Source organism: Embleya sp. NBC_00896 (genome assembly GCF_045207785.1).
In the GTDB taxonomy this organism is placed as follows: Bacteria; Actinomycetota; Actinomycetes; order Streptomycetales; family Streptomycetaceae; genus Embleya.
This window is the reverse complement of record NZ_CP108777.1, coordinates 373,755-399,306: the sequence shown is the minus strand read 5'-3', so window position 1 is coordinate 399,306 and position 25,552 is coordinate 373,755. Positions and strand designations below refer to the sequence as shown.

Sequence of the window (25,552 nt, the reverse complement as noted above, 5' to 3'; positions counted from 1 at the left end):
GGAGCCTTCCTCGCCGACGGTGCGAGGGTCGCGTTCGGTGGGCGCCCCCGAACTCCCCGCGTGCGCGGTGCGGCCGGTCAGGGGAGCGACAGGCGTTGTCCCGGGTGGATCAGGTCCGGGTCCGGGCCCACGGTCGCGCGGTTCTTGGCGTAGAGGGCCGGCCAGCCGTCCGGCAGGTTGTGCGCTGCGGCGATGCCGCCGAGGGTGTCGCCGGGCCGGACGACGATGTCGTCGCCATCCTCGGAGGCCGGGAACGGCTCGGGATAGGAGGCGGGTTCGCTCCGGCGACCCGGGGCCCACTCGGATGGGGTGGACTTCGAGGCACGCCTCGGGCGATCGGCCGCGGAGCGTTCGGCGCGCCGAGGCGTGCCGGCGCCGCCTAGGCCCGCTTTGCGGGAGCACACCGGCCAGGCGCCCGCTCCTTGCGATCGCAGGACGTTCTCGGCGACGCGAATCTGCTCCGCCTTGGGCGCGTCCTGTGCCCTGCCCTTGCCGCCGTGGGCTTTCCACGTGCTTCCTTTGAACTGCAGCCCCCCGTGGTAGCCGTTGCCGGTGTCGCTGGACCAGTTGCCGCCGCTCTCGCATTGTGCGACCCGGTCCCAGGTGGCGTCGTCAGCGGCCTGAGCCTGGGTCACCGCCCCGAAGCCCAGGAGGGAGGTCGCGACGACACCGACGACGGCCGAGTCGCGCAGGCGGCGTCGGCCGCAGGCTGGACGCGATTCGTCACGGTGCGAAGTGCTGTGAGAAAGCATGGATTCCTTTCGGAATTCCCCTGTGGGACTCGACCGGCGGCGATCCCGTGAGGAATCCGTCCCGGTCATCCGAATCGCCCAGTCGCTTGTGATGAGCGTTTCGGGTGCCTCCACCTCGCGACATGGTCGCGAGTTCGGCCGTGACTGCACGGCGAATACGGGGGTGCGGTCTGCACTTGGCGCCGACGCTAGACAACTCGCGTCGCCGATATCAACGACCGACGACGTTTCCGCAGGCCACGTCGGCATTTCTTCGGCGTGGCGGCGTGTACCGCGAACACGTCGCAGATCGATGAATTTCGCCGTATCCGCACCGTTCGGAGGGCGGCCGTACGGGTGGTTTCCGGGCATGCCAAGGGTGCCGCACCGGGCCGGTGCGCCGCATTCACGGCCGCGCTCGGGCGCCGGAGCAGCGATTTCCTCGAGAAAGGACTTTGCGGTGGGTCGAGCAGTGGGGGAGGTGTAATAAACCTCGGCGGGTTCCGCAAAGATTTCCCGGCGAGGGCGGCGGGATGTTTCCGGGTGATGTTCCCTGCACCCGGTACCCTCCGCGCGCGATCGGCGATTCGCGTGCATTGGCACAGGCCGAATCGCCGAAGTGGATCGCATAATAGTAATTAATCGCGCGGCATATATCGGGATTTTCATCCGCCGCGCCACGGATTGTGTTCGGAGCCGGGCGTCGGGCCTGTGGTGGTGAGGACCCACGAACGAGCGAATGGGGGTGATGTGCAATTCATATGTACTTCATATGCACTTCACGTGCGCCTCACGTGTGCCTCACGCGCGCCCCATCTGCACCCCGTGGTGCGCTTCGAGGCATGCGAACAGAGCATGGCTGCCCTGCGCAACATGCGTTGGTGCCATGGGTTTCGGGCAGGTGAGGATGTCGCCATGACGAAGAACCGGCGGCTCACGCGTATTTCCTCGCCTGCGGGCGTGTCGCCCGCGAATGGCTACAGCCAGGTGGTGACCGGTCCCGGACGGCTGGTCGTGATCTCCGGGCAGGTGGCCACCGACGAGCATGGCGAACCGGTCGGCGAGGGGGATCCGGATGCCCAGGCGCGGCAGGTGTTCACGAATCTGGGGCGGTGTCTGGCGGCGGCGGGCGCGACCTTCGACGACGTCGTCAAACTCACGCACTTCACGACCGACATCACGTACTTGAAGAGTATCGGCGCGGCCTGGGACGAGTTCATCGATCCGGAGCACGAACCGGCCAGTTCGACGGTTCAGGTGGGCGCGTTGTTCCGGCCCGAATTCCTCGTGGAGGTCGAGGCGTTCGCGTTGGTCGCACCGTCGGACGATTGAGCGCCCGGCGATATCGGCCGCGCAGGGGAAGCGCGCGTGGCTCGGGCGAACCGGCGCCGGGCGCACGGCGATTGGCCGCCGCCTCGGGTACGTCCGCGCTTCCCACGGTCGCCACAGGATGTCGGCCCATGCTTTCGAGCGCCTGGTCCGTAGCGGCAATTGCCTTGCCATATAACGAGGTTCGGGTCTTCGTGAGTCGCGGCGGATAGGATCGCGCGCCATTTCGACGGCACTTGGCGACCGACGGGGATCTGTGCGTGAACAGGGCGAGAGTCGACGGGAATCGACCCCGAGCGGGAGCCGCGCAATGTGACCTGGATGGCGGCGTTGTCTTCGTGCACCACCAGGGCGAGCTGGAGGCCGAATACGCCGTCCGGCCGGCGGACCACCGGGGCTTGGGTCGCCGAGCCCGGCGACCGCGACCATGGAGGCCGTCTCCGGGTTGCCCGTCTCCACCCGCACCCACTGCTCGTAGTTTCCCGCGCGGGCGCGGCCACGTCGGTGCGGTCATCCGCGGCGATGTACGAGACGTCGAGAGCGCGCTGTTTTTCGGATTGCCGTCGGTGCCCGCCACCCACCACTTGTTCCCCGCCGACATCCCGGCGCTCGACCCCGACGACGAGCCGCCCACCGACGCCGCCTGATCGCGCGGCCGCAGGCGGCTACGTCCCGGGCCGAGCACGGCTTGTGCAACTCGGCTGCGGGTCAGGGATGTTCGGCCCCGCCAAATGCGGCGCAGTTCCGAACGAAGCCACACCACCCATTGCGGTTGGCACATGCCACAAACTGTCCGCCGCGAGGAGACAGCTTAGGCTGGAACGCGAAGTTCGGCAGAGAACAAGGGGAACCTCATGAAACCGCCACGGTGCTTCGTCTGTTCCGTATCGATACGGGCTACCCCGTGGGCCAAGGCAAGACATTTCAGTGACTTCACCTTGGTGCGCTTCGGGCGTGCCTTGGCCCATCGCCCGGGCTGGGTGGGCCACCCGGCCAACGCGGTGTGGTTCTGCTCCGACCATGTCTCGCTGACCGAAGGCCTGACCGACCTTCCGGTCAGCGCGGCGCTGGGCCGGATTCGGGACACGCCCGCAGCACGTGAAGAGAAGGCCCGGCACTAGGCACGGGTGGCGGCCCGGACCTGTGCAACATCCCGTGAGTTCCCCTGGGCTCGGCTGAGTCCTTGTTCCCCTGGCCAGGGTTTCGGTCTCCTCGCGGTGTTCTGCGGGCTGGTGACGTAACTTCAGGATTCTTGAAGCTCTCTCACTTCGTCCGATCGATCTGTGATCGGGGTGAAAGCGAACGTGGTAGGTCGGCACCGGCAGCCGTACGCCACCTGCGCAATCCGGTCTCGGCGGAGGAACCGGAACCCTTCGACACCGACGTGCTCGCCGGGTTCGCCCTCGGGCAGGCTTCGGCGGGCCGGCCAACGGCACCACCCGCGGGGACGTCGAGCACCGGGACCGGGTGCGGGCCCGGTTCGGCCGACCACTGTGGGCCAAGGAACGGGCCGACGCCGACGGGTACTTCGGGAAGGTGCCGCAGGGCTTGCCGAGCGGCACCCGGCGACTACGCTCCCTTCGCCCTGCGAACGGCGACAACGGCGCGGGCCTGTTCGACAGGTTCGGGAGGAGTCCCGGTCCCGTCGTGTTCGGCGAGTGCCCGCTCGATCTCCCCCACGTACTGCTCCAGGTGGAAGCGGGCCTCCACGACGACCCTGCCGTCGAGGCCCGGATACATCAGGTCGGACCAGACGACGGTCTCGCCCCGCAGTCCCAATCGGATATCGAGCCCGTCGGCGCCCGATCCCGATGGATCTCGAGATGCCACACGCACGTTTCGAGCCACATCCGTGGGGTAGAGCGGCCCGCCGGGACGAAGCAATTGTCTCGGGTGCAGACCGACCGCTCCGTTGTGGCTGCGCGCGACCACGTCGAGGCCATCGACGAAGAGGTACGTGTGCACGGCCGTGCACAGCGGTGGTCCGGGGCAACTGCCGACGAGAAGCGTGTTGATCGAACCACCGCTTCGAGGACCGGGAGCTTCGGCCCGAAGCCTGTGCGGGGATCTACGCGGCATCTGCCCAAAGTGACGTCATGCGTCGATGATAGTGACGACAATGCCCTTGGATTCGAGGAGTAGGTGCCGCACTCTCGTCCATGGCGCAGTTCTCGTCTGATGCCGTTGCCTGTCGCGTCAGCGTGTCCCCGTGGCAACGGTGATGAGGAGGCAGGCATGCGGCAGGAAGATCAGGCACGGCTGCGGAACAAGTCGGCTGCGAACCGGCTGGGCTTCGCGTTGCTCCTGAAGTTCTTCGAGGCTGAGACGCGTTTCTTTGATTCGGCTGAGGAGATTTCCGGCGTCGGTGGTGGCGTATGTCGCCCAGCAGGTGAAGGTCGCTGCCGCGTTGTGGGACGCGTACGACTGGACGGGGCGGGCGATCAATCGGCACCGAATGGAAATCGGTCTGCGTTCGGGTTCCGCGAGTGCACAACGGACGACCAGGCCCGACTGTCCGAGTGGCCGGCCGACGAGCTGTGCGGCGTGGAGTTGAATCGGGATCGCTTGGCCCAGGCGGTGGTCGCGCGGTGCCGAAACGAGAGGCCGGAGCCACCGGCTCCGGCGAAGGTGGCGCGTCTGGTGGCGTCCGCCGTGAACAGGTTCGAGGAGAACGCGGCGGGCCGTGGATCAAGGTGTCGCCGCTGCCCAAGCGGATGAGGTCGTTGTTGACGACGGTGGGCCGTCCGCCGACCTTGCCGCGGGCCCGTGCTGCGGCGAGGCCTTCGTGGGTACCGGCGAACTGGTCGTCACGAAATTCGCCAAGGCCGTCCGGCTGCCGTCCCCACCCAGGCGCGCGGCCATCGGCTCCACCGACTTGCGCCTGCCGTCCGTCGTCAACCCGGGCAGGTACACCGTCCCCCAATGACGTTGCTCCGCATGCGCGAACGGCTCGAACACATCGGCCGCGAACTCCTCCAGGTCCTCACGGGCCCCGGCAATCTCCTCAGGCGTCCCTACCTTGTTGATGGGCAGGGCGAGCCATTCGTAGGGTTCTCCCACCCAGGGGTGCCGGGTGTGGCTTTCAGGCGTCTGCCGATCGTGGCTTTGTTCGATTTGCCGCCCGGCACCCCGCGACGACTCGGCCGCTGATTAGGAACTGCGATTCGGTCGCTGTGTAGGGACTCGACGGCGAGGTCGTCTGCGGGACAACACGAACCGACAGACTTGCGGAGGCGCTTGTGGCGAGGATCTGGGCCGGGGTGGACGCGGGGAAGACCCACCACCACTGCGTGGCGATCGACGAGAACGGGAAGCGGCTGCTCTCGCGCCGGGTGGCCAACGACGAGCCGGTTTTGCTCGACCTGGTGGCGGACGTCCTGGCCCTGGACACGGACGTGGTGTGGGCCGTCGACCTCACGGACGGCGCCGCGGGCCTGCTCATCGCGCTGCTCGTCAACCACGACCAGCACCTCCTCTACATTCCCGGCCGGGTCGTCAACCGTGCGGCCGACGGCTACCGGGGCGAGGGCAAGACCGACGCGAAGGACGCGGCGATCATCGCCGACCAGGCCCGCGTCCGCCGCGACCTGCACCCGCTGCGGCCCGGCGACGAGCTCACCGTCGAGCTGGGGCTCCTCACCGCCCACCGTATGGACCTCGCCGCCGACCGCACCCGCTCGATCAACCGCCTCCGAGCCCTGCTGACCGGAATATTCCCGGCCTTGGAAAGGGAGTTGGACCTCACCAATGTCGGACCGTTGGTTCTCCTGACGGGTTATCAGACCCCGGCGGCGATCCGCCGCGCGGGCGCCCGGCGACTGGAGACCTGGCTGCACAACCGCAAGGTTCGCAATGCCGCGCAGCTCGCCGCCGGCGCCGTCGCAGCGGCCGAGCGCCAACACACCGCGGTGCCGGGCGAGAAGATCACAGCACGGCTGGTCCACACGTTGGCCAGGGAGGTGATGGCCCTCAACGAGCGGATCGCCGAGACGGACAAGCTCGTCGAGGGCCGGTTTCGCGAGCACGAACACGCCGCCGTGATCACGAGCATGCCCGGCATCGGGCCGTTGCTCGGCGCCGAGTTCCTCGCCGCGACCGGCGGCGACATGAGCGCGTTCGCCACCCCCGACCGCCTCGCCGCGTTCGCCGGCGTCGCCCCGGCCCCGCGCGACTCGGGCAAGGTCAGCGGCAACCTCCACCGCCCCCAGCGCTACAACCGGCGCCTCCAACGCGTGTTCTACACCTCCGCGCTGATCAGCATCCGGTACTGCGACGAGTCCCGCCGCTTCTACGACCGCAAGCGGGCCGAGGGCAAGCGGCACACCCAGGCAGTCCTTGCTCTGGCCCGCCGTCGCGTCAACGTCCTGTGGGCCCTGCTGCGTGACGGACGGTGCTACGAGCCCACACCACCCGTCACACTCGCCGCTTGACAACAAGATTAGGAATCGCATACTCAACGACCGACCGGCCGCCAGAACACGCATCCTGAAAGTGACCAAGCACTACTACTAGCCGTGGCCGGAAAGGTTCACCGGCTCTCGGCGTCCGGCACGGCCCCTCGACGCACCGCCGAAATGTCCAAGTACTCCAGTACGAGAGAACGTTTCGGCGGCACGCCGAGGCCCACCGAACACCGAGAACCGGCGAACCCTTTCCGGCCACGGCACTGTCCGATGGGTCGCCCATAGGTCTGAGAGGATCAGGTCGGGTGGATGGTTCGGGCGGGGGAGGTTGCGAGTTGGCGAGCATGGTGTGGCTGCCGTATGACGCGAGTGCTCTCGCAAGTCTGGGTGTGAACGCTGGAGCGGCGTGTGAGCTGGGCGAGCCGGGGCTGCCGGCCGACTGCAATCGCATGTTCGTCAGGTACTCGGATCGGGAGTTGGAGGTCCGGGACCTTCCGCAGGGCCGGGCAGCGTTCCTCGGCGGGTTCGAGGATGGCGTCAACACGTACTGGCTGCTGATCGACAGCGGCGAAGTCTGGATGGTCCGCGGGTATGGCGGCGACGTGGACCAGCAGTACGGGTTGGTCAACTCCTCGGTCGCGGGCCTGCAACGCGTCCTGAACGTCTGGGAGGGATTCCTCTGCTCGGGTAAGAGTGAAGCCGACGAGGACTACGAGGATTTCATTGGAGATGTGATCGAGCAGGCCCGGCAGAGTGATCCGGGCGTGTTCGAGGACGAAGACTCCTGGTGGGCACGCGTCTTTGAGGAAGTCGAGCTCGGCGTGCTGGGCCCGGAAGATGCGTAGGAAACGACCTTGGCAGTCACGGGCGGAGCCACAACCGGATTTGCCGCGACCGTGACCGTCCCATGGATGACGTAGGCCCTCTTGTCGTAGCGGGTGGTGCGCCACGAGGCGCCATGGAGTCGAGTGAGGTGAGAGACCTTCGCCGCCGGTTGTCGCAGCAACCTGGTTGAAACAGGGGGCAGTTCGCCTCGGGGGATGCCGAGGCGGGCGGCAAGCAGCCCCGACAACGTCGCGACGGGTTGGCACTGCCGGACAGCCCGGGTCCGGTTGGCGGGACGGGAAGGTGCACGCGAGAAATCAGTGTCCGACGCCCCGTAATTACGACACCGGCTCGAACCTGGCGGATCTGGGCCGGACGCAGTGCACGACCACCGCCGGCCGGTGATCGACTCCGAAGCCGACTCCCCTTATCGGCGGGGAGGCCACGCCGAAAGCCACTCCGCGCCGGCAGCGGGGCACGCCGAGCGAGACCGTCTGGGAGAGGCGGCCCATCGCCGACCTCGCCCTTGTCACTCAGAGCGCGTCTGTGAGCTTGTCGGCCCGACGTGGTCCGCGCACGTTCGGCTGAGGGCGCGCCTCCTGTCGCGATGAGTTCCGGCCGGGTCTCGGGTCTGTTCTGGTGAGCGTCGTAGGACGTCGTACGACGCTGCCCGGCACGAGACACCACGGAGGACACCATGACGACCACGCCCGGCAACGCGAGCAGCGACCTCCCCGGCAAGCCGCCAGTCGTCGACCTGGCCACCTGGCAGGCGGCGCGCGAGGAGCTGCTGGTCCGCTGCCAGTCCTACCAGGAGTCCGGGCGCACCAGGCGTATCGTCCGAGTGCCGGTACTCGTCATGCCTGCTCTGCTCATGGCCGGGTGATGATCGTCCCTCGCGGCGGTACTTCCACCCCGGTTCGACGATGACCGACGGGCAGTGGGCGCCGCCGGCGCCGCCGCTCCCGGCGGCGGGGAGCACCGGCGGGCGCGGGGGCAGGCCCGAACAGTGGGACCGGCGCCCGGTCTTGGACGCGATCCCCTACCTGGTCGGGCGGCGGGATCGCCTGGCGGGCCCTGCCGGTCGACTTCCCGCCCGCACCAGACCGCCTACGCCCTTCCGCCGGTGGACCTGCGCGCGGGCGTGGTGCCGGATGCCCTGCACCTGCTCCAGTCCGCACTCGTGCCGGCGCGGCCTGACTGCACTGTTCTGGTCGTGCGTAAATTCGTACGGCACCTTCCGCCTGGATATGAACAAGCGCCCCGACCTGGGGACGGCGTTCGTCGTAACTCGCCCCCGCACACCGGCCGACGCCGCCGACCGATCGAGCACGAAGATGCGATGAAGGAAATTTCCAGGACCTCACCGAGCCTCTGATGAACAAGGCCGCATGGCGGGCGCTCGACCTGATGCGCGCGTACGCCGCACGCGACCGCTCCGCGATCATCGAGCGCCTGGAGCCGGACCAGCTGGAGTACACCGGGGGCATCCTCTCAGTGACTCGTGATCGGGCAGCCGACTCCGTTTGACCTTGACACGGTGACAAGGTCTTCACTGCTTCCCAAGGAGGTGGTCCCGATGACCATGACGAGACAGGACACGGATGCGCTACGAGCGCTCAAGGGGCTGGAGGACAGCCGTTCGTCTGTGCGACTGCGGGCTGCTCTGGCGGTCGGTACGGTGCCTGACCCGTGCTTCGTCGACAAGCTCGTCGAGCGATGCGCGGTCGAGCCCGAGTTCTTCGTCCGAGACATGCTGACCTGGGCGCTCACTCGCCACCCGGTGTCCCTGACGCTCCCCGAGCTGCTCCGCGAAGTCCGCTCGGAGCGTGCGCAGGCACGCAGCCAGGCGCTGCACACGCTGTCCAAGATCGGGGACCGGCAGGCGTGGCCGGCGATCACACGGGCACTGTTGTCCGATGCCGACGACGAGGTGGCGAGGAGCGCTTGGCGGGCCGCGGTCGTGCTCGTGCCGGGAGGCGAGGAGTCCGCCTTGGCCACGGTACTGGCAACGCAGCTCGGACGCGGTGAGCAGGAGATACAGCTGAGTCTGAGCCAGGCGCTGGTCGCGCTGGGTGAAGTGATCGTGCCGGCTCTGCATGCCGCGACGACGGTCTCCGACCCGCATGTGCGTGCGCACGCGCTCGCAACACAAAGGCTGCTGCGCGACCCGGACGCCGGATTCGAGTTGGCGATCGAGGAGGCCAAGCGCGTCGCGGCCCTCACCGGGGCCCCCAAGACGGACGATAAAGAACTGTGCTGATCGGTGAGGTGTCGAGACGGTCCGGGGTCAGTGCCCGCATGCTCCGGCACTACGAATCCCTCGGCCTGGTGCGGCCTTCGGGTCGTACGGGATCCGGCTATCGGGAGTACTCCGCGGAGGACATTCGGCGGATCTTCCACATCGAGAGCCTGCGGTCGCTGGGCCTGTCGCTGCGTGAGATCGGGCGCGCGCTCGACGATCCCGGTTTCACGCCTTCGATGCTCGTCGGCGACCTCATCCGTCAGACGCGCGACCGCATCGCGGCCGAGACCGAACTGCTCACGCAGCTCCGCCGGATCCATGCCGCGGACCCCGTCGGCTGGGAGGACGTGCTCCAGGTCGTTGCGCTCCTCCAGGCACTGGGGTCGAAGAGCGCCGACGCGCGTCAGCGCGCGGTCCTCTTCTCGGGCAACGAGGTGCCGGTGCCGGTGGAGGCTCTGGTCGAGGCGGCACTCAGCGAGACGGAGCCGAGCGTCGCAGGGGCCCTGCGATGGGCGCTTGCGCGATCGGACGACGGCGCCCCGGCGCTGCTGGCGGAGGGCCTCGGCTCACCAGTGGCCGCGGTGCGGGAACGTGCCGTTCAGGCCCTCGTCGAGATGCCTGGTGATGAAGCTACCGCGCAGCTGCGGGATGCCCTTGCCAACCCCGACGCCGTGGTCTGCGGGTATGCGGCTTTGGCGCTCGGTACATGTGGTGTGGCCGATGCGGTCCCGGCGCTCATCGACATGATCGTGGAGGGAAGGCACGACACCGATGCGGCCGATGCACTGAGCGTGCTGGCGAGCGACACCGCGACGGCGGATCAGATCGCGACCAGTCTCGTCGACCGCCTTGCCGACGACACCACCAAGGCACCTGCACGCGGGCGGCTGACCCAGGCACTGGCGGACATTCCGGGGACGACGGCATCACGTGCCCTCGTGGAGCTGTCGCATGACGAGGACCGTGCTGTTGCGCTGACTGCCGCATACCTTCTTCAGCTCCGCGACGCGCGGTAGCAGATCTCTCCTCGGTTACCCCGCACGAGGCTCGCGGGGCGGAGGGGGCCCGAACCGGCAGCGCGTGTGGTCGGTGGTCTCGTCGGGATCGGCCGACAGGCGAGCCGTGCCTCGCGGGGCGTGTCGATGCCGGTGACCGAGGTGTCCACGACAGACACCGTCGACACCGGCGTCCGCCGACGCCTCGCGGGCCGAGCCCCTGGGAACGAGGGCGGCGAGGAAATGACGCACCTGATCCCGACCGCGACCCGACTCGACTCGACCCGACCCGACCCGACACAGGCCGTCGGACGCCGGTGGTCAGGTGGGCCAGGAGCGCAGGAGGGCGGCGACGGTTTGGGCACTGCACTCGTCCCGGCGCAGCTCGTCGACGAGCCGGCTGATGCCCTCGGGTCCGGGCTTGACCGGCCTGCCGGAGGCTTGGAGGTAGGCGACGGCGGCCGCGACGGCGACCGTCATGTTGGAGTGCTCAAGCCAGTTCAGGCGCCCCAGGGTGTGCGCGAGGGCGGCGGCGCGGGTGTGGACGCCGTCGTAGACGTCACGGTCGAACAGGATCGCCTTGTGACGCTCGACGGCGGCCAGGGGTACCCCGAAGTCGTCGGGGGAGGGATCGTGTTCGCCCGCCAGACGCGCGATCTCCAGGATCCAGGTCAGGTCAACCGCGAGGTGCACGCGCGCGCTCCTCGATGAGATCGCCGTACTCCGTGATCACATCGTGTGCGGATGCCACGAACGCCGCGCGCAACGGGTCGGTGTCGCTGCGCACGAGGTGTTCGATGTATTGCTGCAGGGTCATGTGTCGTGTCTCGGCGGCCTGGCGCGCGGCGTTCACCGCGTCCTCGTCCAGGCGCACGTTGAGCTGCGTCTTCGCCATGGACCGGATGCTAGCAAATGCTAGCAGCGTTGTCGTGGCATCGACGGAACCGGCTCGAGGACGACCGTCGGCTTGCTTGACGGACCGGATGTCGGATATCGGATGTCGGATTCGGCTGGTTGGGTTCGCGGGCCCTGGCTCCGCGGTCGCTTGCGCGTCGGATGTGAGGAGCCCCGGGCGAGGGTCGGTCCGGTGCCCTGCTCGGTGGACAAGGAGCGCGCCCGCTCGGGGGAGTCCCGCGTGGCGACCGCTCGTCGCGTGACCGGCCGCACGGGCACCATCCAGGAGACCCCGCGCCATACACGGCGCCCGGTTCGATCGTGTGCCGTCGGGTAGCCGGAAGTGGGAGGCGGATCATGGGTACGACCGACACCAAGGACCGACGGGTGAAGGCTCTGCTGGCCGAGGCGGGGACCACGTACGCCGACGAGGCCGGCATCCGCCTCGCGGACACGCCCGCACCGCTGTGGCAGTTGCTGGTGCTGAGCAACCTGACGGCCACGCGGATCAAGGCGTCGATCGCCGTCCACGCCGCGCGCGAACTGTTCGACGCGGGCGGTGGGACGCCCGAACGCATGGCCGACCTGACCTGGCAGCAGCGGGTGGACGCTCTCGGGCGGGCACATTATGTGCGCTACGACGAGGGCACCGCGACCCGGCTCGGCGAGTGCGCCGACCTCGTCCGCGCACGCTACGGCGGCGACCTGCGCCACCTCGCTCGCGACGCGGACATGCACCGTGACCGCGTCGAGGAGCTCCTCCAGGCGTTCCCCGGCATCGGCCCGGCCGGCGCCCGCATCTTTTGCCGCGAGGCCCAAGGGATCTGGCCGTTCCTGCGCCCGGTCCTCGACGAGAAGGCGCTCGACGGCGCGGGCCGCGTCGGCCTGCCGAAATCGCCCGCCGCCCTGGCCGAGCTGGTCGGTGGCGACGATTTGGCGCGCTTTGCGGCGGCGCTGGTGAGAGTGGATCTGGACAAGGAACTCGCGGACCGGGTGAAGGCCGCCCCATGACCCGCGCGACCCCATGATCCGCGCGACCCGCGACCCGCGACCCGCGACCCGCGCGACCCCGGACCGGATGTCCGTGACCGGATGTCCGTCACCGGGCGGGCGTGGTCGCGCCTCGCGCCGTGCGCCTCATGGCCGGTCGCTCGCCGTAACGCGCGGGCACACGGCGGCAGGCCGGTGGGGCGGGCACGGTGATCTCGTGGGCGGTGGCGTCGTGGAAATGGCCGGCCTGGACGTCGCCGATCTCTTGAATGATTAACGCACCTGCGTTAACGTCCGCGACATGGAGAGTGCGACGGCCACGCGGCTGGGCCTGATGACAACGGCGGAGCGCCTGTTCGCCGAGCGGGGGATCAACGCCGTCTCGGCGCGGGAAATCGCCGCAGTGGCCGGCGGGCGCAACACGAATGCCGTGAAGTACCACTTCGGCTCGCAACAGGGCCTGGTCGACGCGATCTTCGAGCATCGGATGGTCCCGATCAACGCGCGCCGCATCGAACTGATCGGACTGTTCGACCGGCAGGGGCGAGCGAAGGATCCGTACGCGCTCGCCGAGGCGTTCGTGCTGCCCCTCGCCGAGTTGCTCGACGAACTGCGGGACAGCCCCTCCGGGGGCAGCTGGTACCTGCGGTTCTGCGTGCAGGCCGCGTACACCGTGCACCTCGGTGTCGTCACGCTCGGGCTCGGCGACCTTGGGCAGAGCCCATGGACCACCGGACTGAAAGAGCTGAACGCGCGCGCCCTGGACCTGTCCGCCGCCACCCTCCCCGACGGGCTCGCCCACCGGCGCTGGCAGCACTTCGCCGGTTTCGCGACGCGCGCGCTCGCCGAACGGGAGCAGCGCCAGAGCGTCGTCGACCCCGACCACACCCCGGGCTCGACCGCGCTGTACGTCGCCGACCTCGTGGACGCCGGCGTGGGCATCCTCACCGCGCCGTGCCGCCCGGAAACCCTGGCCCTCGCCGCATCCGAAAACCTTCCGGATATCCCACACTCCAAAGAGTCCCCGTAAACCGGCGACCCGCCGGCGCCCCCCCGGTGACCCCTCGGCGCCCCCGGCGACCTCTCTGAATTCGCCTGAATTCGCCGCCCGTCGACCGGAATCCCGAAAAGAAATCCGCTACCGCTACCGCGTTTCCCCCTGAGCCGCCGGAACAGAACCGCCGGCAGGTGATTGCCGCGCGCCCGCCGCCCTTGCCAGGGCGGACGCGCCGCCCTGCCCTGCCCGGCGCCATGCCGTCGAAGGAGGCCCTTGTGGCCCTCAGCGCATCCCCGACCTCCGCACCGGAACCGGAAGGCGATGTTCCGGTCGGCCCAGCGCAGCCCGCACCCTCGTACGGCCGGGCCCGGCTCGCCGCGGCCCTCGCCGCCATCGTGCTGATGTCCGAACTCGCCCCCATGGAACTGACCCTGGTCTACCCGTCGTTGCGCTACATGACCGCGGACTTCCACACACCGCACATCGCGTGAGCACTGACCGTCGTCAGCCTCAGCGCCGTGGTGAGCATCCCGCTCATCGGCAAGCTCGCCGACATGTACGGCAAGCGCCGGGCCCTGCTCGGACTCGGCGCGCTGTTCACTACGGGGCCGGCCTCACCGCGACCGGCGTCGCGCTGTGGCCCTTCCCGCAGGGGCTCCTCACCATGGCGTTCGGTCCGCTGGGCGGCGTCGCGGCGCGGGCGCGCGGGGCCCGTCCGGTCCTGATCGCCGCAGGCTGCCTCCTCGTCGGCGCGCTGACGGCCGCGTCGTCGCTCCCCGGACAACGGGGGCAAATCCTGCTGATCGCCGCGGTGTTCGGCGCGGGCATGGGCCTGTTCTACGCGGCGGGCCCCAACCTCGTCGTCGACGCCGTGCCGGTACGCCAGAGCGCCGTCGGCACCGGCATGCTGCCGGTCGCGAACCAACTTGGAGCCGCCGCGGCGGCGACCATCCTCGGCGCCGTGATGGCGCGGGACATCGCCCGTACCGATCCGCGCACCAGTCAGATCCTCTATGCGGACGCCGCCTATCAGCACGCCTTCGCGACCGCGGCGGTCGTCGGCCTGTTCGGCGTCCTGGTGGCCGTGCTGATGCGACACGGCCGCCGTCCGGCCACCGGCGGCGCCACAACCGGCGCGTGATCTCGCGCGCACCGTTCCAGTTCCACTCAAACTCAACGCCCCGCTCTCCCACTCATTTCGGAGGTTCCCGCAGTGACCACTACCCCCGCCACCACGCGGCCGGTGTTCGACAACGGCCTGTCCGCCGTACCGGTGCGCGAACTCTGCCCCACCGGCGACTACCGGCCGACCGCGCCGTACGAGCTGTTCGAACTGGCGCCGTGCAGCCCGACGGTCGGCGCGGAGATCGCCGGCGTCGATCTGGCCGGGCCGCTCGCCCCGGAGCTGCACGCCGAGTTGCACCGGGCCCTGCTCGAATGGAAGGTCCTGTTCTTCCGCGACCAGGACCTCACCGCAAGCGGGCACCGAAACCTCGCCCGGCTGTGGGGCACTCCGGAGGTCCATCCCTTCCTTCCCAAGGCGGACGGCATCGCCGAGGTCGTCCGGCTCTCCCGAGGCGCCGACTCGCCCGCGGTCGAGAACGTGTGGCACTCGGACGCGTCGTTCGAGACCACGCCCCCGATGGGCTCGATCCTGCGCGCCGTGCGTGTCCCCGCGGTCGGCGGGGACACGCTGTGGTCGGACATGGGAGCGGCGTACGACGGGTTGCCGGAGGCGACGAAGGCACGGCTCGACGGGCTGATGGCCGTACACGACTTCACCCGGACCTTCGGCAGCGCCCTCGGACCCGAGGAACTGGCCCGGCAGCAGGAGAAGTACCCGGCCGTCTCCCACCCCGTCGTCCGCACGCACCCGGAGACCGGCCGCCGGCTCATCTATGTCAACCGCATCTTCACCCAGCACATCGAGGGTCTGCCGGACGACGAGAGCCGCGAGCTGCTGGCGTTCCTGTACGACCAGGCCCGGCACCCGGAGTATCAGTGCCGCCTGCGCTGGCGCCCCGGCACGGTCGCGTTCTGGGACAACCGCGCCACGCAGCACTACGCGAGCGCGGACTACTACCCGCACGAGCGAATCATGGAACGCGTGACCATCCTCGGCGACCGACCGTTCTGAGCCCGTACGCGTAACCACCCTGGAGCCGACCCTCCTTACAGCCTGTCCGCTGCCGGTGCACATGTTCGGGACACCGGTGCCCTCGCGAATGCCTTGGCGGCGGATCGCCTCGGCCGGAAGGAAGCTGCCGGACTGGGGAACGTACACACCCGGGGCGGTGAGAATCCGGCCCAGGGGCGAAACCGTGACACCGGCTGCCGACATTGGGGCCTTCGGGCGGCTCCGCCGGGGCCGCCCGTCGCGCACCCCGCGGCTCGGGGCAGGGCGCGATCGATCGCGGGTTCGGGTACGGGCGGCCGGGTGCGGGGAGTCGCCGCGCATGGCACGACGACAGCAGTTGATCAAGGCGAACCCCGCACATCGAACTGCTGCCGTGGGACACCGACACCCTGGTCCTGGTGGACGAGCATCCGCTACGCGGGCCGGCCGCCCGTCTGCACGGACCACCGGGCGAGGCCATCCTGCACGTGCGCAACCGCAAGATGCTACGCAACCTCGCCCGCGTCGCCGAGGAATCGTCGGAAGCCGCGCACGCGCGCCGGCGCCCGACACCGGCCGCCGACCCGAAGGAAACCGATGACCGACGAGGCTGACGCGGTCGTAGTAGGGGCCGGTCCGAACGGACTCGTGGCCGCCAACGTCCTCGCGGATCAGGGATGGCGGGTCGAGGTGCTGGAGGCCCGGGAGGTGCCCGGCGGCGCGGTGCACAGCGGCCATCGCCCTCGGGTTCCCGCCGGGGTGGCGCCATGCCGGCCGGCGGGAGAAGGTCGTCATTCTGTTTGTCGGCGACGACTTCGGGCTGACCCGTGAGCACGACACCGGGCACCAAGCCCGCCGCGACGTCCTGGAAGTGCCGGCCGAGGCCACGGAACGCGGCGCCTTGGTGCTCGGCGCGGTCGTGGGAACAGCGACCCGTCTCGAGGGCGGTGCGCGGGGGCGGGGCAGGGGCGGGTGGCCCGCGCGGCGCGTTCGTCGGTGCGCGTGGCGTCGACACGCTATCGGTCGATCGGGGTGGCGAAGGCGACTGATTGGGTGCTGTGGGGCAGCGCGGGGGTGCTCGTCCACAGCGTCAGGGTTTTGGCGGGGGCGGGCGCCTTGGAGGGCATTTCGGCTGTGACGGTGAAGGTCTGGTCGACACGGTAGCGATAGCGGGCACCGCCGATGTCGATGGTGACGATGTCGCCGACGGCCAGGGTGGCGATCTCGGGGCCACCGATGACGGCGTCGTCGTCGGTGGGGGCGCCCGGGAGCGGGGCCAAGGCGAAGTGACCTCGGGAGACGGTGTCGGATTCGATGGTGCGCGTGATCGGGTACGTGTGGTTGCCGAGGTTGGAGAAGCTGATCGTGCCGACCTGCGTGGCGGCGGGCCGGGCCGGGGATGCCGGACCGCCGAGACCGGCGTCCGGGAACGGGTCGACGGCCGCCAGGAACGCGGCTGCCGCGAGCAGCACGCCCGCGGTGGCCGTGCCGATCAGGCGTCGGCGGCGGATGCGTACGGCACGGCCCCGCGCGGCGTCGGCGAGGCCGATCAGCACGCGGTCGTCCACCGTGTCCCGGGTCAGGGCCGTGCGCAGTTCGTCGGTCGTGGTCACGAGGTGGCCTCCGTCAGGTCCGTGGGGGCGAGTTGCGGGGAGACGCGGAGTTTGCGGAGGGCGCGATTGGCTGTGCTCTTGACCGTGCCGACCGCCACACCGAGCACCTCGGCGATCTCGGCCTCGGTCAGGTCTTCGTAGTAGCGCAGTACGACTACCGCGCGCTCGCGCTTGGTGAGGTCGGTGAGTGCGCGCACCACCGCGTCCCGGCGTACGAGTTCGGTCGCCGGATCGCCGGGTGCCGGGCGATCGGGCGGGTATGCCAGCGGTTGTTCGTGTGAGGGCTTTCGGCGCCACCAGTCGCGATGCCCGTTGACCAGGCCCCGGCGTACGTAGGTGATCGGGTCGTCGTGTCGGATCCGAGGCCAACGCAGATAGGTCCGCGCCAGCGTGTTCTGCACCAAGTCCTCGCCCCGGCCCCGATCACCCGTGAGCAACGTCGCCGCGTGCAGCAATCGACGCGCGTTCGCCTGCACGAATTGCTCGAATTCCCGTTCCGCCTCGTTGTCCACGCATATCCTCCGCCACCGTCTCGGTACCATCCGTCATCGATCAGACGAGATCCGCGATGCCGAGGTTCTGTCGGAACGGCGAACCATTTCCTCGGTCCTGAGGCGAATGCCGTGCTCCACGCTCGCACCGGCTCCGCCGGCCACGCCCGCATCGACCTGGCCCGCCCTGCTGATTGGGCAGGGACGTGCCGGGGAGGCGATTACGATCCACCGCTGATCCGTGGGGGAGGGTCGGTGGGGTTCCGGGGCCCGGTCGTCCTCGGTGTACGCGGCGTCCGACCGGAGACGCGGCTTGGAAGCCACGGCCGGGTGGCGGCTTTCTCGGGCCAGGCATCGCGCAGCTTCGCGGCCTCGACTCGGATTGTCTTTCGAGCGTACGAGCTGCGGAGTGCTGTTCCCGGTTCCGATCTTGGAGGTCCGTCGTGTGGGTGATTTGCGAAGGGGAGTCGTGCCCGTGCAGGTCGCGTTCGTGGCGGAACTCGCCGATCTTCCGGTAGCCGGCGTCGGCGACGGCTACCGGCACGGTCGGACCCCGCCGGTCCGGGGTGTCGATCGCGTCCGGGGCCGGGCGCCGCTTCGGGCCACCCGGCCACCGCATAGCCCGGGAACAGTGTTCCCGACTAAGGTTTTTGACAGAGCGTCAGTGAAGGAGAATCGAGGGAACTCCGTCGATTGTCGGGTTTTCGGTTACGACGCTGCCCGGACGGGCGACACCGAGGTCATGACATTCTTTGTGGGATTTCTGGCAGTGATCGTCATCGTGTTCATCGGCGTCGTGGTCTCCCTGGCCGAACGAAACCGACCGGGCGGTGACCGGCGCGGGGGCGGCTACTGGGGTGGCGGGTCCTCGTGCGGCGGCGGTGACGGTGGCTCCTCGTGCGGCAGCGGGGGCGGGAGTTCGTGCGGTGGCGGTGGCGGTGGGGGCTGTGGAGGTGGTGGCGGGAGCTGAGCAGACACCGTCGAACGCCGGTGATCGAGGGGAAGGCCGATCCTCCTGTGCCGGCGGCATGCGGCGGGGCCGCGTAGCCCTCTCCCCCTGCTCTCGCCCGCCGCCGTGTTCGGCACGATGCCGAGTTCGTCGAGTTGTCGGTCGGATCCGGCAGCCCGAACTCACGTCCGTACGAGTGGGAACGAAGAGCAGGTCCGGCCGATTTCGGAATCCTCGTCACGCCCGGGCCACCACACGCCCGCACCACTCCCCGTCGCGCTCGACGACCCGGACGGCCACCGCCCGGCCGACGTCGAGGCCCACGAGCGCACGGCCCGACTACGGGCCGCGCCGCCGCCGTCCGGCGGATGGGACAGCGCTGACCCTCGCGCCGACGCGCCGCGTCCGAGGGCGACGCCGATGTGTTCGATGCGAACAGGCGACCGGGAAACCGCAGGGTCGGCCAACGGCGGGTGGCGGGCCCATCGTTCGCCCCGCCGCGTGAGGCGTCTGCCTCGTCGCGCGGCCCGTCGTGCTCGGAACTGACGGTTCGCGCAACCGTGTTCGCGCCGGTCGGGGCGTGATGTGCACCCTGTTCGACGTGCAGCCTATGGGTGTCCGTGTGGAGAGAACACCAATCCAACCCCGCCCGGCCCGGCGACGTGCGTGTGCTCCGGTCACAATCCCCTCGGTCGTGTCGTGTCGTGGTGTGTCTGTCATCGGCCCACTCCGGCACCGGTGTTCCGGGCAAGTGCGCAAGGCCCGCAGGCGCTCGAAATCCCGGGCACCAGGACAGAGTGCGCGACTCGTACCCGGCGGGGCACGGATCTGCGTAGGCTGCTGCGCCGTGAGGCAGATCTGCCTGCCCGACGAAGGGAGTTTCGTGAAGTTTCCGAATCTTGTTGTCCTGGCTGTCGCCGCCTTGCTGGCGACGAGCTGCGCGGGCGGCGACGACGAGCCGGACGCGACCGGGCCGGCGGCCGGCGGGGCGGCAGTCGGCGGGGCCGAGGCCGACAGCGGCAGCACATCGCAGCCGGGCAAGGCAGAAACCGACAGCGGCAGCAAATCCCAGCCGGGCAAGGCAGAAGCCGGACTGCCCGCGGCGCGCTCGTTCGAGGAGATCGCCGCGCTGCTGAAACCGGCCCTCGGTCCCTGCGAGCGCCTGGTGACGACCGGACGGGACACGGAACTCGACACGGCAGACAAGGTTCGCGGGGGGAAGCAGAAGGCCCTGTGCTGGTACGGCGGGCAGCAGTTCTCGGTGGAGTTCCTGCTCATCGACGGGGACAACACCACGCTGGAGGCGCTCCACAAGGACAAGGACATCTACTCCAGCGAGCGGGTCGGCATGGGATTCACCGTCGACATCGTCGGAACCGCCAACGCCCAGACGAAGACCACGGCCGAGCAGAAGCTCAAGGCGACCGGCCTGCCCTTCTTGAACTGCAAACAGGACTTCGCACCGCATGACGGCGTCCAAGTCATCAAGGCGAAGACAGCAGGCTGCCGCTACACCCCCACCCCGCGCATCTGACCCGCCAAGACCGGCCGTGAGTACTCGACTTCGAGCTGCCCCGGATGGCCGGCCTGCGGGTTCTTTGGGAACGTGTGGTTCGCCGGCCGCCGGGGCCCAGTGCCAGAGGCAGGTTCAAGAACGTGCCGCCGGACACTCGTGAGGTCGATAGCAGGCGAATGCGGGGCCAGGGAGCGGATTCGGCTCAGGACCTCGTCGTTCGTGCCCCCGTCCGAAGCTGCCTCTCGCCGGCCGGTGGCGTAGGCGAGGGCTCGGATCCGGATGACGTCCTCGGTGCATGACGGCACGTTGTCGCAGAGGTTGGCCAGGAACCGGATCCGGCTGAAGACTTCTTTGTCCGAGGGTTCGTCCGAGAGTTCGTCCGAAGCGGGGGCCACGGGTCGCGTGGAGCTGTCGGCCAGGGACCGGATTTCGGTGAGTGCCTGCGCCACCAGGTATCCACCCAAGGCGATGTCGTCGACCGTGGCCGACCGGCGCCACGCGGCAGGACGCGTCGCGCGTGTGGCGGACGCGAGCCGGGCAGGAATCGCGCCGATCGAGGTCTCTTGTCGGATACTCGGTTCCGTCATGCGGGCGACCCTACGGCGCGATCGAACAGCCGTGTGGTCGCCCTCCGGATCTTCGGTCTCCTCGACCGCACCTAGCCGTCCCGCGGGCCCGCCGCAGTCCAGTGCCAGGTGCCAGGTGCCAGGTGCCAGGTGCCGCGGGTGTCGGTGTCCAATACGCGCGGACCGGGCCGGGTGGCGCGCACCGTGTGCTCTCATGGTTGCGCGCGGGCGCACCCGCGCGCAGCAAATGGCGAACGGCAGGCGGGAGGACACGTGTACGGCGTCGAGGACATGCTCACCGCGAAAGCGCGGGCCGCGGTCGAGGCGTGCGGTGCCGCGTCCGCGGCGCCGCGCATGGAGCGCCTGGCGGAACTCGCCTCGCAGTGGGCCGCGGATGCGGGCGGTCACACGGTCGACACCCTCGCCGTACGGCTGATCCGTGCGCAGACCGTCGCGGAGGCCGGCGACGTGCTGCTCTGCTGGGAGCTGCTGCGGGAGGTCGCCCAGGACGCCTCCCGCGTCCTGGGCCGTGACCACGAGTTGACCCTGCGCGTGCGCGCCGCCGGCTCGACGCACGTGGCCGCGGCGATGGCCGCCGCGGAGCGGAAGGCCCGCGCCGACGTGGCCAGGGACATGGCCGACGCGGAACGGAAGTCCCGCGCCCTGATACGCGACGAACACCTCCGACTGGCCGCGGACACCGAACGCGTGCTCGGCCCCGACCATCCGCTCAGCGTCTCCGCCCGCCGGGCGGCCGCAGCACACACCGCCGGCGCCGACCGCGAGACCGCCGATCAGGATGCGAACCGCCCGGCGAAGCCCTACGCGTCGGGCAGTGTCTCAAACCATCACGTCTTTCCCCCGGCGCGGGTCTTCCCGTCGTTGGAGGCGTTCGTCTCCGGTTACATCGCACCGATCTTCCCGATCGACCCGTCGCGTGACGTGCACGCCTGGTGCCCCGACTGGTGGCGGCATCCCGAGGCCGTCGTACGCCTGTCGGCCATGTGGGAGGCGTTCGAGGCGAGCGGCACCGAGGACCCCTGGGCCGGCCTGGAGCGCTGGTACCGCGACGCCGATCTGCACCTGGCCGAGCTGCGCGACCCCGTCTCGGGGACTTTCTCCCGGTGCTCCCCAACGCACGGGCACACCGAGGCGACGGCTGCCATGCCGACCCGGCCCGCGCCGCCCGAACTCCTGCGGCTGCCCGCCTTTTGCGTGAACGCCGATGCGACCGACGCCGACGTCGTGCCCGACGTTCGGCGCCTCGTGTTCGAGTCCACGGAGGAGTTCGTCGTCCTCTACATCGCCTCGGTCTTCCAGTCCGCGCCCGATGACGCCGAGCGGGCATGGTGTCCGGAGTGGTGGAGACACGCCCAGGCACTCAGCCGCTTCACCGCCCTGTGGCGCTCCTACGAGGCCCATCATGCGGACGGCTCGATATCCGACTGGCTGCTGTACTGCGCCGACCCGCATCTGAGGAGTCTGCGCGCGCCCGACAGCGGCCCCTTCTCGCGCTGCTCGGCCACGCTGGGGCACGACGGCACACTCATCGAGATGCCGGTCAACCCGCCGCCGCCGGGCTTCACGTGCGACGAGCGCGGCACGCTCATGCTCATCCCACCGTCACTGCTTGCGGACGACGCCGGGTGAGTCCGTCACCGCAGCCGCCGCATCCGGCGAACGGCTCGCGAGGCGCGCAGGCTGGGCGGCGCTCAGGCTCGGCAGGCTGCTTGGCTCGCGGCCCGGCCTGCCTCGCGGTCGACACCCGGCACGGTTCGCAGGTGGCGATCGACGGAATACGGCTGGTCGGCCGGGTCCCGTCCGAACTCTGATCAGCACCAAGGGCATCCGATGGGCTCGCCGACGTGGGATTTCTCTACCATTCGGGCGGCGAGTGGGTAGGTGGGTGCTGTTCCGTGTTCGCGTGCCGGCCGCAGCTGCCGGCCGGCACGGTCGCGCGCGAATGCGAGGTGACGATCGAGGAGCGGGGCCGCGCCCACCAACCTGGGGAGGGTCTGCCGTCCGGCGACCACGGTTGCTCTCGCGCCGAATCTTCCGCAGGCTGCACAATATGATCCAGGACGTGTCGGAAGTGTGTCGGGACGTCCGCGCGCGACTGCGCCACCGCCTGTCGCGAGTGAGGACGGATACCGACCGGACGGTTCTGATGGCTCAGGTGAGGCTCGAAGGGTCGGGTATCGTGCACTGCCGCTCCTTCGGGCACAAAGGCGACAGTCGGAGTCAGCGGCGCATCCGCCTTGGCATCGGCCGATGTTCGACGGCGCCGATGCCAGGGTCGGGCGGCGGCGTCGCGTGACCTCGAATCCCTGGCTCGACGCAGCGGTGCGGCCACCCGTTCGCTCGTCCGGTGCCCCCGCGCTCCTGGCACTGGATTCACCGGCCGAGGCGCAGAGTCTGCTTCGGGACGGACTGCGGACAGCGGTGGGGCGGGATGTCGCGGTAGACCTGGGTGGTGAGCGGCTGGGCATCGACTCCGCCCAAGACATCACCGGCGGCATGCTCCGCGCGGCCGCTTTCTTTCCACGTTCGAACCTTCGATCCGTCACGGCCTGCGACTTCAGTGAACACCCGCGCTTGGCGCGGAATCCGAATCGCACCGGCGTGACGACGCCCGACGGCCACATCTTCTTCAACCTGCAACGCCTGGGGGCGGACGTCCGCCAGGAACAGTTGGCGAAACGACACCAGATGGTCCAGGCCGGGACCGCACCTTTCCGGTTGCCGCACCTGGCGGACTTCGACGTTGCGGCGGGCCATGAATACATCCACACCGTACAAAGAGCGCCGCTGCGTCACGACGATCCGCGGGTCTATACGGACGTTCTCGTGTCGAGGCTCCGCCAGGGGTTCGGTTACGGCTCCGACGACGACGTCAGGCGGGAGATCGAACAGCACTACGGGAGTTATCCCCTCAGCGGCAGACGCGAACTCGGAGCCGTTCTCGTTACGGATGTGTTGTGGAACCCGCGTGAGCCCCATCGGTTCAGCTCCGCAGTGACCGGCGAGCTGTTGGTCACGGTCGGCTCACCGCATTCACACCACGACCTGCGACCTGCCAGGCAGTCATACGCGGAACCGGTCGCAACAGAAACCTCGGCAGGAGGGGGTGTGGCCGTCGAATCTCCTCGTCCGGTTGCTGCGCTCGCCCCTGGCCAGGCGGGTGTGACACCTCCGGCGCTGGGCGGCGAACTCCCCGGCGGCCCGATGCAGGGTTCGACGATGGCCCGGGTGGATGCGATCACCAAGCTTCAGTCGGCAATTCGCGCAGGGACTGTGGCCGTGACGTCGCCGCAAGAGTACAAGGGGGCAGTGCGCGCCTTTGAACACGTCGAACTCGCGGCCTTGCAAACCGAACGCGACAATCGAGCCGCCCGCCCCCTGCCCAATGCGGAACCGGTCGCAACAGAAACCTCGGCAGGAGGGGGTGGCCGTCGAATCTCCTCGTCCGGTTGCTGCGCTCGCCCCTGGCCAGGCGGGTGTGACGCCTCCGGCGCTGGGCGGCGAACTCCCCGGCGGCCCGATGCAGGGTTCGACGATGGCCCGGGTGGATGCGATCACCAAGCTTCAGTCGGCAATTCGCGCAGGGACTGTGGCCGTGACGTCGCCGCAAGAGTACAAGGGGGCAGTGCGCGCCTTTGAACACGTCGAACTCGCGGCCTTGCAAACCGAACGCGACAATCGAGCCGCCCGCCCCCTGACCAATGCGGAACCGGTCGCAACAGAAACCTCGGCAGGAGGGGGTGTGGCCGTCGAATCTCCTCGTCCGGTTGCTGCGCTCGCCCCTGGCCAGGCGGGTGTGACACCTCCGGCGCTGGGCGGCGAACTCCCCGGCGGCCCGATGCAGGGTTCGACGATGGCCCGGGTGGATGCGATCACCAAGCTTCAGTCGGCAATTCGCGCAGGGACTGTGGCCGTGACGTCGCCGCAAGAGTACAAGGGGGCAGTGCGCGCCTTTGAACACGTCGAACTCGCGGCCTTGCAAACCGAACGCGACAATCGAGCCGCCCGCCCCCTGACCAATGCGGAACCGGTCGCAACAGAAACCTCGGCAGGAGGGGGTGTGGCCGTCGAATCTCCTCGTCCGGTTGCTGCGCTCGCCCCTGGCCAGGCGGGTGTGACACCTCCGGCGCTGGGCGGCGAACTCCCCGGCGGCCCGATGCAGGGTTCGACGATGGCCCGGGTGGATGCGATCACCAAGCTTCAGTCGGCAATTCGCGCAGGGACTGTGGCCGTGACGTCGCCGCAAGAGTACAAGGGGGCAGTGCGCGCCTTTGAACACGTCGAACTCGCGGCCCTGCAAACCCAACGCGACAATCGAGCCGCCCGTCCCCCGACCAACAACACCACCCCTCAGGTCCCGGACGGAAACGTCCCGGGCGGCGCCCGGCAAACACCGGAGGCGGCCCGCGTCGCGGCCGCAGGGTTCACGGCCAGTCCACTCGTTCGCACGGGAACGACCGGGCCTTCGCACGCGGCGAACGTCAATGGTGCGGGGCCGACGAAATCCACCGGTTCGAGTCTTCGGATGTCCGGGCCCGGAGACGGTCCGGGGAGCTCATAGGCCGGCCGCGAACGAACTCGCTGATGGTGCCCTCGATTCCGACGCGGAGCGCGGAGCCCGTAGCGCCGCAGCCACGGCCGGGTCCGCTGTTCGGCGCGGGCTCGGCCTGGAGATCCTTGAGCTCACGGGGGAGGAAGCCCACCAACGGCGGTCGCTGCGAGTGCAGTCGGGCTTGAGCGGCCGTCGGCCTTCGCCGGCTCCGGGGTCCCGGTCGCGTCGTTGCGCCGTGTCCGGGGCGGATGCCGGGTCTTCGTCCCCCACGTGATCGTGGTGGCGTCCGGCGGCGATCGCGGGGCCGGCCGGCTGTACG

25 protein-coding genes and 1 pseudogene are annotated in these 25,552 nt (G+C 69.5%); 18 read left to right on the top strand and 8 right to left on the bottom strand.

The features are described 5' to 3' along the window. Positions 1–77: 77 nt before the first annotated feature. Positions 78–752: a transglycosylase family protein gene (locus OG928_RS35020; protein ID WP_331766030.1), complete on the bottom strand. Its 675-nt coding sequence runs from the start codon at positions 750–752 to the stop codon at positions 78–80. Between the two features lie 894 nt (positions 753–1,646). On the opposite strand from OG928_RS35020, the gene OG928_RS35015 reads away from it, so the two are divergent. Together OG928_RS35015 and OG928_RS35010 are read left to right on the top strand one after the other, a co-directional pair. Further along, complete coding sequence (locus tag OG928_RS35015) at positions 1,647–2,063, top strand: RidA family protein (protein ID WP_331768218.1); 417 nt, start codon at positions 1,647–1,649, stop codon at positions 2,061–2,063. 956 nt (positions 2,064–3,019) lie between these two features. Further along, the gene (locus tag OG928_RS35010) at positions 3,020–3,181 is read left to right on the top strand and encodes a hypothetical protein (protein ID WP_406291502.1); all 162 of its coding nucleotides are present in this window, start codon (positions 3,020–3,022) and stop codon (positions 3,179–3,181) included. Positions 3,182–3,629: 448 nt separating this feature from the next. Here the strand turns inward: OG928_RS35010 and OG928_RS35005 are convergent, their stop codons facing one another. Beyond that, on the bottom strand, positions 3,630–3,839 hold the full coding sequence (locus tag OG928_RS35005; protein ID WP_331766028.1) for a hypothetical protein: 210 nt from the start codon (positions 3,837–3,839) through the stop codon (positions 3,630–3,632). A 909-nt stretch (positions 3,840–4,748) separates the two neighbouring features. Then, a complete protein-coding gene (locus OG928_RS35000) occupies positions 4,749–4,973 on the bottom strand; it encodes a transposase (RefSeq protein ID WP_406292080.1) in 225 nt (74 codons plus the stop codon). 326 nt (positions 4,974–5,299) lie between these two features. Here OG928_RS35000 and OG928_RS34995 point away from each other — a divergent pair, with 326 nt between their 5' ends. The 6 genes from OG928_RS34995 (at position 5,300) to OG928_RS34970 (ending at position 10,549) form a co-directional block, all read left to right on the top strand. Continuing rightward, positions 5,300–6,490 carry an IS110 family transposase gene (locus tag OG928_RS34995; protein WP_331765748.1) on the top strand — a complete coding sequence of 397 codons (1,191 nt, stop codon included), beginning with the start codon at positions 5,300–5,302 and terminating at the stop codon, positions 6,488–6,490. A 317-nt stretch (positions 6,491–6,807) separates the two neighbouring features. Then, complete coding sequence (locus tag OG928_RS34990) at positions 6,808–7,308, top strand: SUKH-4 family immunity protein (protein ID WP_331768217.1); 501 nt, start codon at positions 6,808–6,810, stop codon at positions 7,306–7,308. A 677-nt stretch (positions 7,309–7,985) separates the two neighbouring features. Beyond that, a complete protein-coding gene (locus OG928_RS34985; RefSeq protein WP_406291500.1) occupies positions 7,986–8,174 on the top strand; it encodes a hypothetical protein in 189 nt (62 codons plus the stop codon). Between the two features lie 491 nt (positions 8,175–8,665). Further along, positions 8,666–8,818 (top strand): hypothetical protein, encoded by a 153-nt coding sequence (locus tag OG928_RS34980; RefSeq protein WP_331766027.1) that lies wholly within the window; start codon positions 8,666–8,668, stop codon positions 8,816–8,818. A 49-nt stretch (positions 8,819–8,867) separates the two neighbouring features. Continuing rightward, positions 8,868–9,551 carry a HEAT repeat domain-containing protein gene (locus OG928_RS34975; protein ID WP_331766026.1) on the top strand — a complete coding sequence of 228 codons (684 nt, stop codon included), beginning with the start codon at positions 8,868–8,870 and terminating at the stop codon, positions 9,549–9,551. Continuing rightward, positions 9,545–10,549, top strand: coding sequence for a MerR family transcriptional regulator (locus OG928_RS34970; RefSeq protein ID WP_331766025.1), 1,005 nt, complete (start codon positions 9,545–9,547; stop codon positions 10,547–10,549). Before OG928_RS34975 ends, OG928_RS34970 begins: the two co-directional genes overlap by 7 nt. Before the next feature lie 300 nt (positions 10,550–10,849). Here OG928_RS34970 and OG928_RS34965 read toward each other — a convergent pair whose 3' ends face one another. Both OG928_RS34965 and OG928_RS34960 read right to left on the bottom strand, forming a co-directional pair. Further along, positions 10,850–11,221 (bottom strand): fic family toxin-antitoxin system, toxin component, encoded by a 372-nt coding sequence (locus OG928_RS34965; protein WP_331766024.1) that lies wholly within the window; start codon positions 11,219–11,221, stop codon positions 10,850–10,852. After that, the gene (locus OG928_RS34960; RefSeq protein WP_331766023.1) at positions 11,205–11,423 is read right to left on the bottom strand and encodes a hypothetical protein; all 219 of its coding nucleotides are present in this window, start codon (positions 11,421–11,423) and stop codon (positions 11,205–11,207) included. Before OG928_RS34960 ends, OG928_RS34965 begins: the two co-directional genes overlap by 17 nt. A gap of 356 nt (positions 11,424–11,779) precedes the next feature. Between OG928_RS34960 and OG928_RS34955 the strand changes: the two genes are divergently transcribed. From OG928_RS34955 to OG928_RS34925, 7 genes and pseudogenes are all read left to right on the top strand, one after another. Further along, positions 11,780–12,433, top strand: a complete 654-nt coding sequence (locus OG928_RS34955) for an endonuclease (RefSeq protein WP_331766022.1) — start codon at positions 11,780–11,782, stop codon at positions 12,431–12,433. Between the two features lie 280 nt (positions 12,434–12,713). After that, positions 12,714–13,442: a helix-turn-helix domain-containing protein gene (locus OG928_RS34950; RefSeq protein WP_331766021.1), complete on the top strand. Its 729-nt coding sequence runs from the start codon at positions 12,714–12,716 to the stop codon at positions 13,440–13,442. A 242-nt stretch (positions 13,443–13,684) separates the two neighbouring features. Then, positions 13,685–13,900 carry a hypothetical protein gene (locus tag OG928_RS34945; protein WP_331766020.1) on the top strand — a complete coding sequence of 72 codons (216 nt, stop codon included), beginning with the start codon at positions 13,685–13,687 and terminating at the stop codon, positions 13,898–13,900. Next, positions 13,897–14,550, top strand: a complete 654-nt coding sequence (locus tag OG928_RS34940; RefSeq protein WP_331766019.1) for an MFS transporter — start codon at positions 13,897–13,899, stop codon at positions 14,548–14,550. Before OG928_RS34945 ends, OG928_RS34940 begins: the two co-directional genes overlap by 4 nt. Positions 14,551–14,622: 72 nt before the next feature. Beyond that, a complete protein-coding gene (locus tag OG928_RS34935) occupies positions 14,623–15,546 on the top strand; it encodes a TauD/TfdA family dioxygenase (protein WP_331766018.1) in 924 nt (307 codons plus the stop codon). A gap of 398 nt (positions 15,547–15,944) precedes the next feature. Continuing rightward, complete coding sequence (locus OG928_RS34930; protein ID WP_331766017.1) at positions 15,945–16,139, top strand: hypothetical protein; 195 nt, start codon at positions 15,945–15,947, stop codon at positions 16,137–16,139. Further along, a pseudogene (locus OG928_RS34925) lies at positions 16,123–16,266 on the top strand (FAD-dependent oxidoreductase); the annotation flags it as partial. The gene OG928_RS34930 and the pseudogene OG928_RS34925, both read left to right, overlap by 17 nt. Positions 16,267–16,541: 275 nt before the next feature. Here the strand turns inward: OG928_RS34925 and OG928_RS34920 are convergent. Both OG928_RS34920 and OG928_RS34915 read right to left on the bottom strand, forming a co-directional pair. Further along, complete coding sequence (locus OG928_RS34920) at positions 16,542–17,138, bottom strand: hypothetical protein (protein ID WP_331766016.1); 597 nt, start codon at positions 17,136–17,138, stop codon at positions 16,542–16,544. Beyond that, complete coding sequence (locus OG928_RS34915) at positions 17,135–17,650, bottom strand: SigE family RNA polymerase sigma factor (protein WP_331766015.1); 516 nt, start codon at positions 17,648–17,650, stop codon at positions 17,135–17,137. Before OG928_RS34915 ends, OG928_RS34920 begins: the two co-directional genes overlap by 4 nt. A 1,775-nt stretch (positions 17,651–19,425) precedes the next feature. On the opposite strand from OG928_RS34915, the gene OG928_RS34910 reads away from it, so the two are divergent. Beyond that, positions 19,426–20,112: a hypothetical protein gene (locus OG928_RS34910; RefSeq protein ID WP_331766014.1), complete on the top strand. Its 687-nt coding sequence runs from the start codon at positions 19,426–19,428 to the stop codon at positions 20,110–20,112. Positions 20,113–20,933: 821 nt separating this feature from the next. Then, positions 20,934–22,310: a DUF4913 domain-containing protein gene (locus OG928_RS34905; RefSeq protein ID WP_331766012.1), complete on the top strand. Its 1,377-nt coding sequence runs from the start codon at positions 20,934–20,936 to the stop codon at positions 22,308–22,310. A 744-nt stretch (positions 22,311–23,054) separates the two neighbouring features. On the opposite strand, the gene OG928_RS34900 is transcribed toward OG928_RS34905, so the two are convergent. Beyond that, positions 23,055–23,576: a hypothetical protein gene (locus OG928_RS34900; protein ID WP_331766011.1), complete on the bottom strand. Its 522-nt coding sequence runs from the start codon at positions 23,574–23,576 to the stop codon at positions 23,055–23,057. Positions 23,577–24,225: 649 nt separating this feature from the next. Between OG928_RS34900 and OG928_RS34895 the strand changes: the two genes are divergently transcribed. Continuing rightward, on the top strand, positions 24,226–25,242 hold the full coding sequence (locus OG928_RS34895; protein ID WP_331766010.1) for a hypothetical protein: 1,017 nt from the start codon (positions 24,226–24,228) through the stop codon (positions 25,240–25,242). Positions 25,243–25,552 lie beyond the last annotated feature (310 nt).

Coding starts and splice junctions, on each gene's coding strand:
- OG928_RS35020 (WP_331766030.1), bottom strand. CDS start 752: ATGCTTTCTCACAGCACTTCGCACCGTGACGAATCGCGTCCAGCCTGC.
- OG928_RS35015 (WP_331768218.1), top strand. CDS start 1,647: ATGACGAAGAACCGGCGGCTCACGCGTATTTCCTCGCCTGCGGGCGTG.
- OG928_RS34990 (WP_331768217.1), top strand. CDS start 6,808: ATGGTGTGGCTGCCGTATGACGCGAGTGCTCTCGCAAGTCTGGGTGTG.
- OG928_RS34985 (WP_406291500.1), top strand. CDS start 7,986: ATGACGACCACGCCCGGCAACGCGAGCAGCGACCTCCCCGGCAAGCCG.
- OG928_RS34980 (WP_331766027.1), top strand. CDS start 8,666: ATGAACAAGGCCGCATGGCGGGCGCTCGACCTGATGCGCGCGTACGCC.
- OG928_RS34975 (WP_331766026.1), top strand. CDS start 8,868: ATGACCATGACGAGACAGGACACGGATGCGCTACGAGCGCTCAAGGGG.
- OG928_RS34960 (WP_331766023.1), bottom strand. CDS start 11,423: ATGGCGAAGACGCAGCTCAACGTGCGCCTGGACGAGGACGCGGTGAAC.
- OG928_RS34955 (WP_331766022.1), top strand. CDS start 11,780: ATGGGTACGACCGACACCAAGGACCGACGGGTGAAGGCTCTGCTGGCC.
- OG928_RS34950 (WP_331766021.1), top strand. CDS start 12,714: ATGGAGAGTGCGACGGCCACGCGGCTGGGCCTGATGACAACGGCGGAG.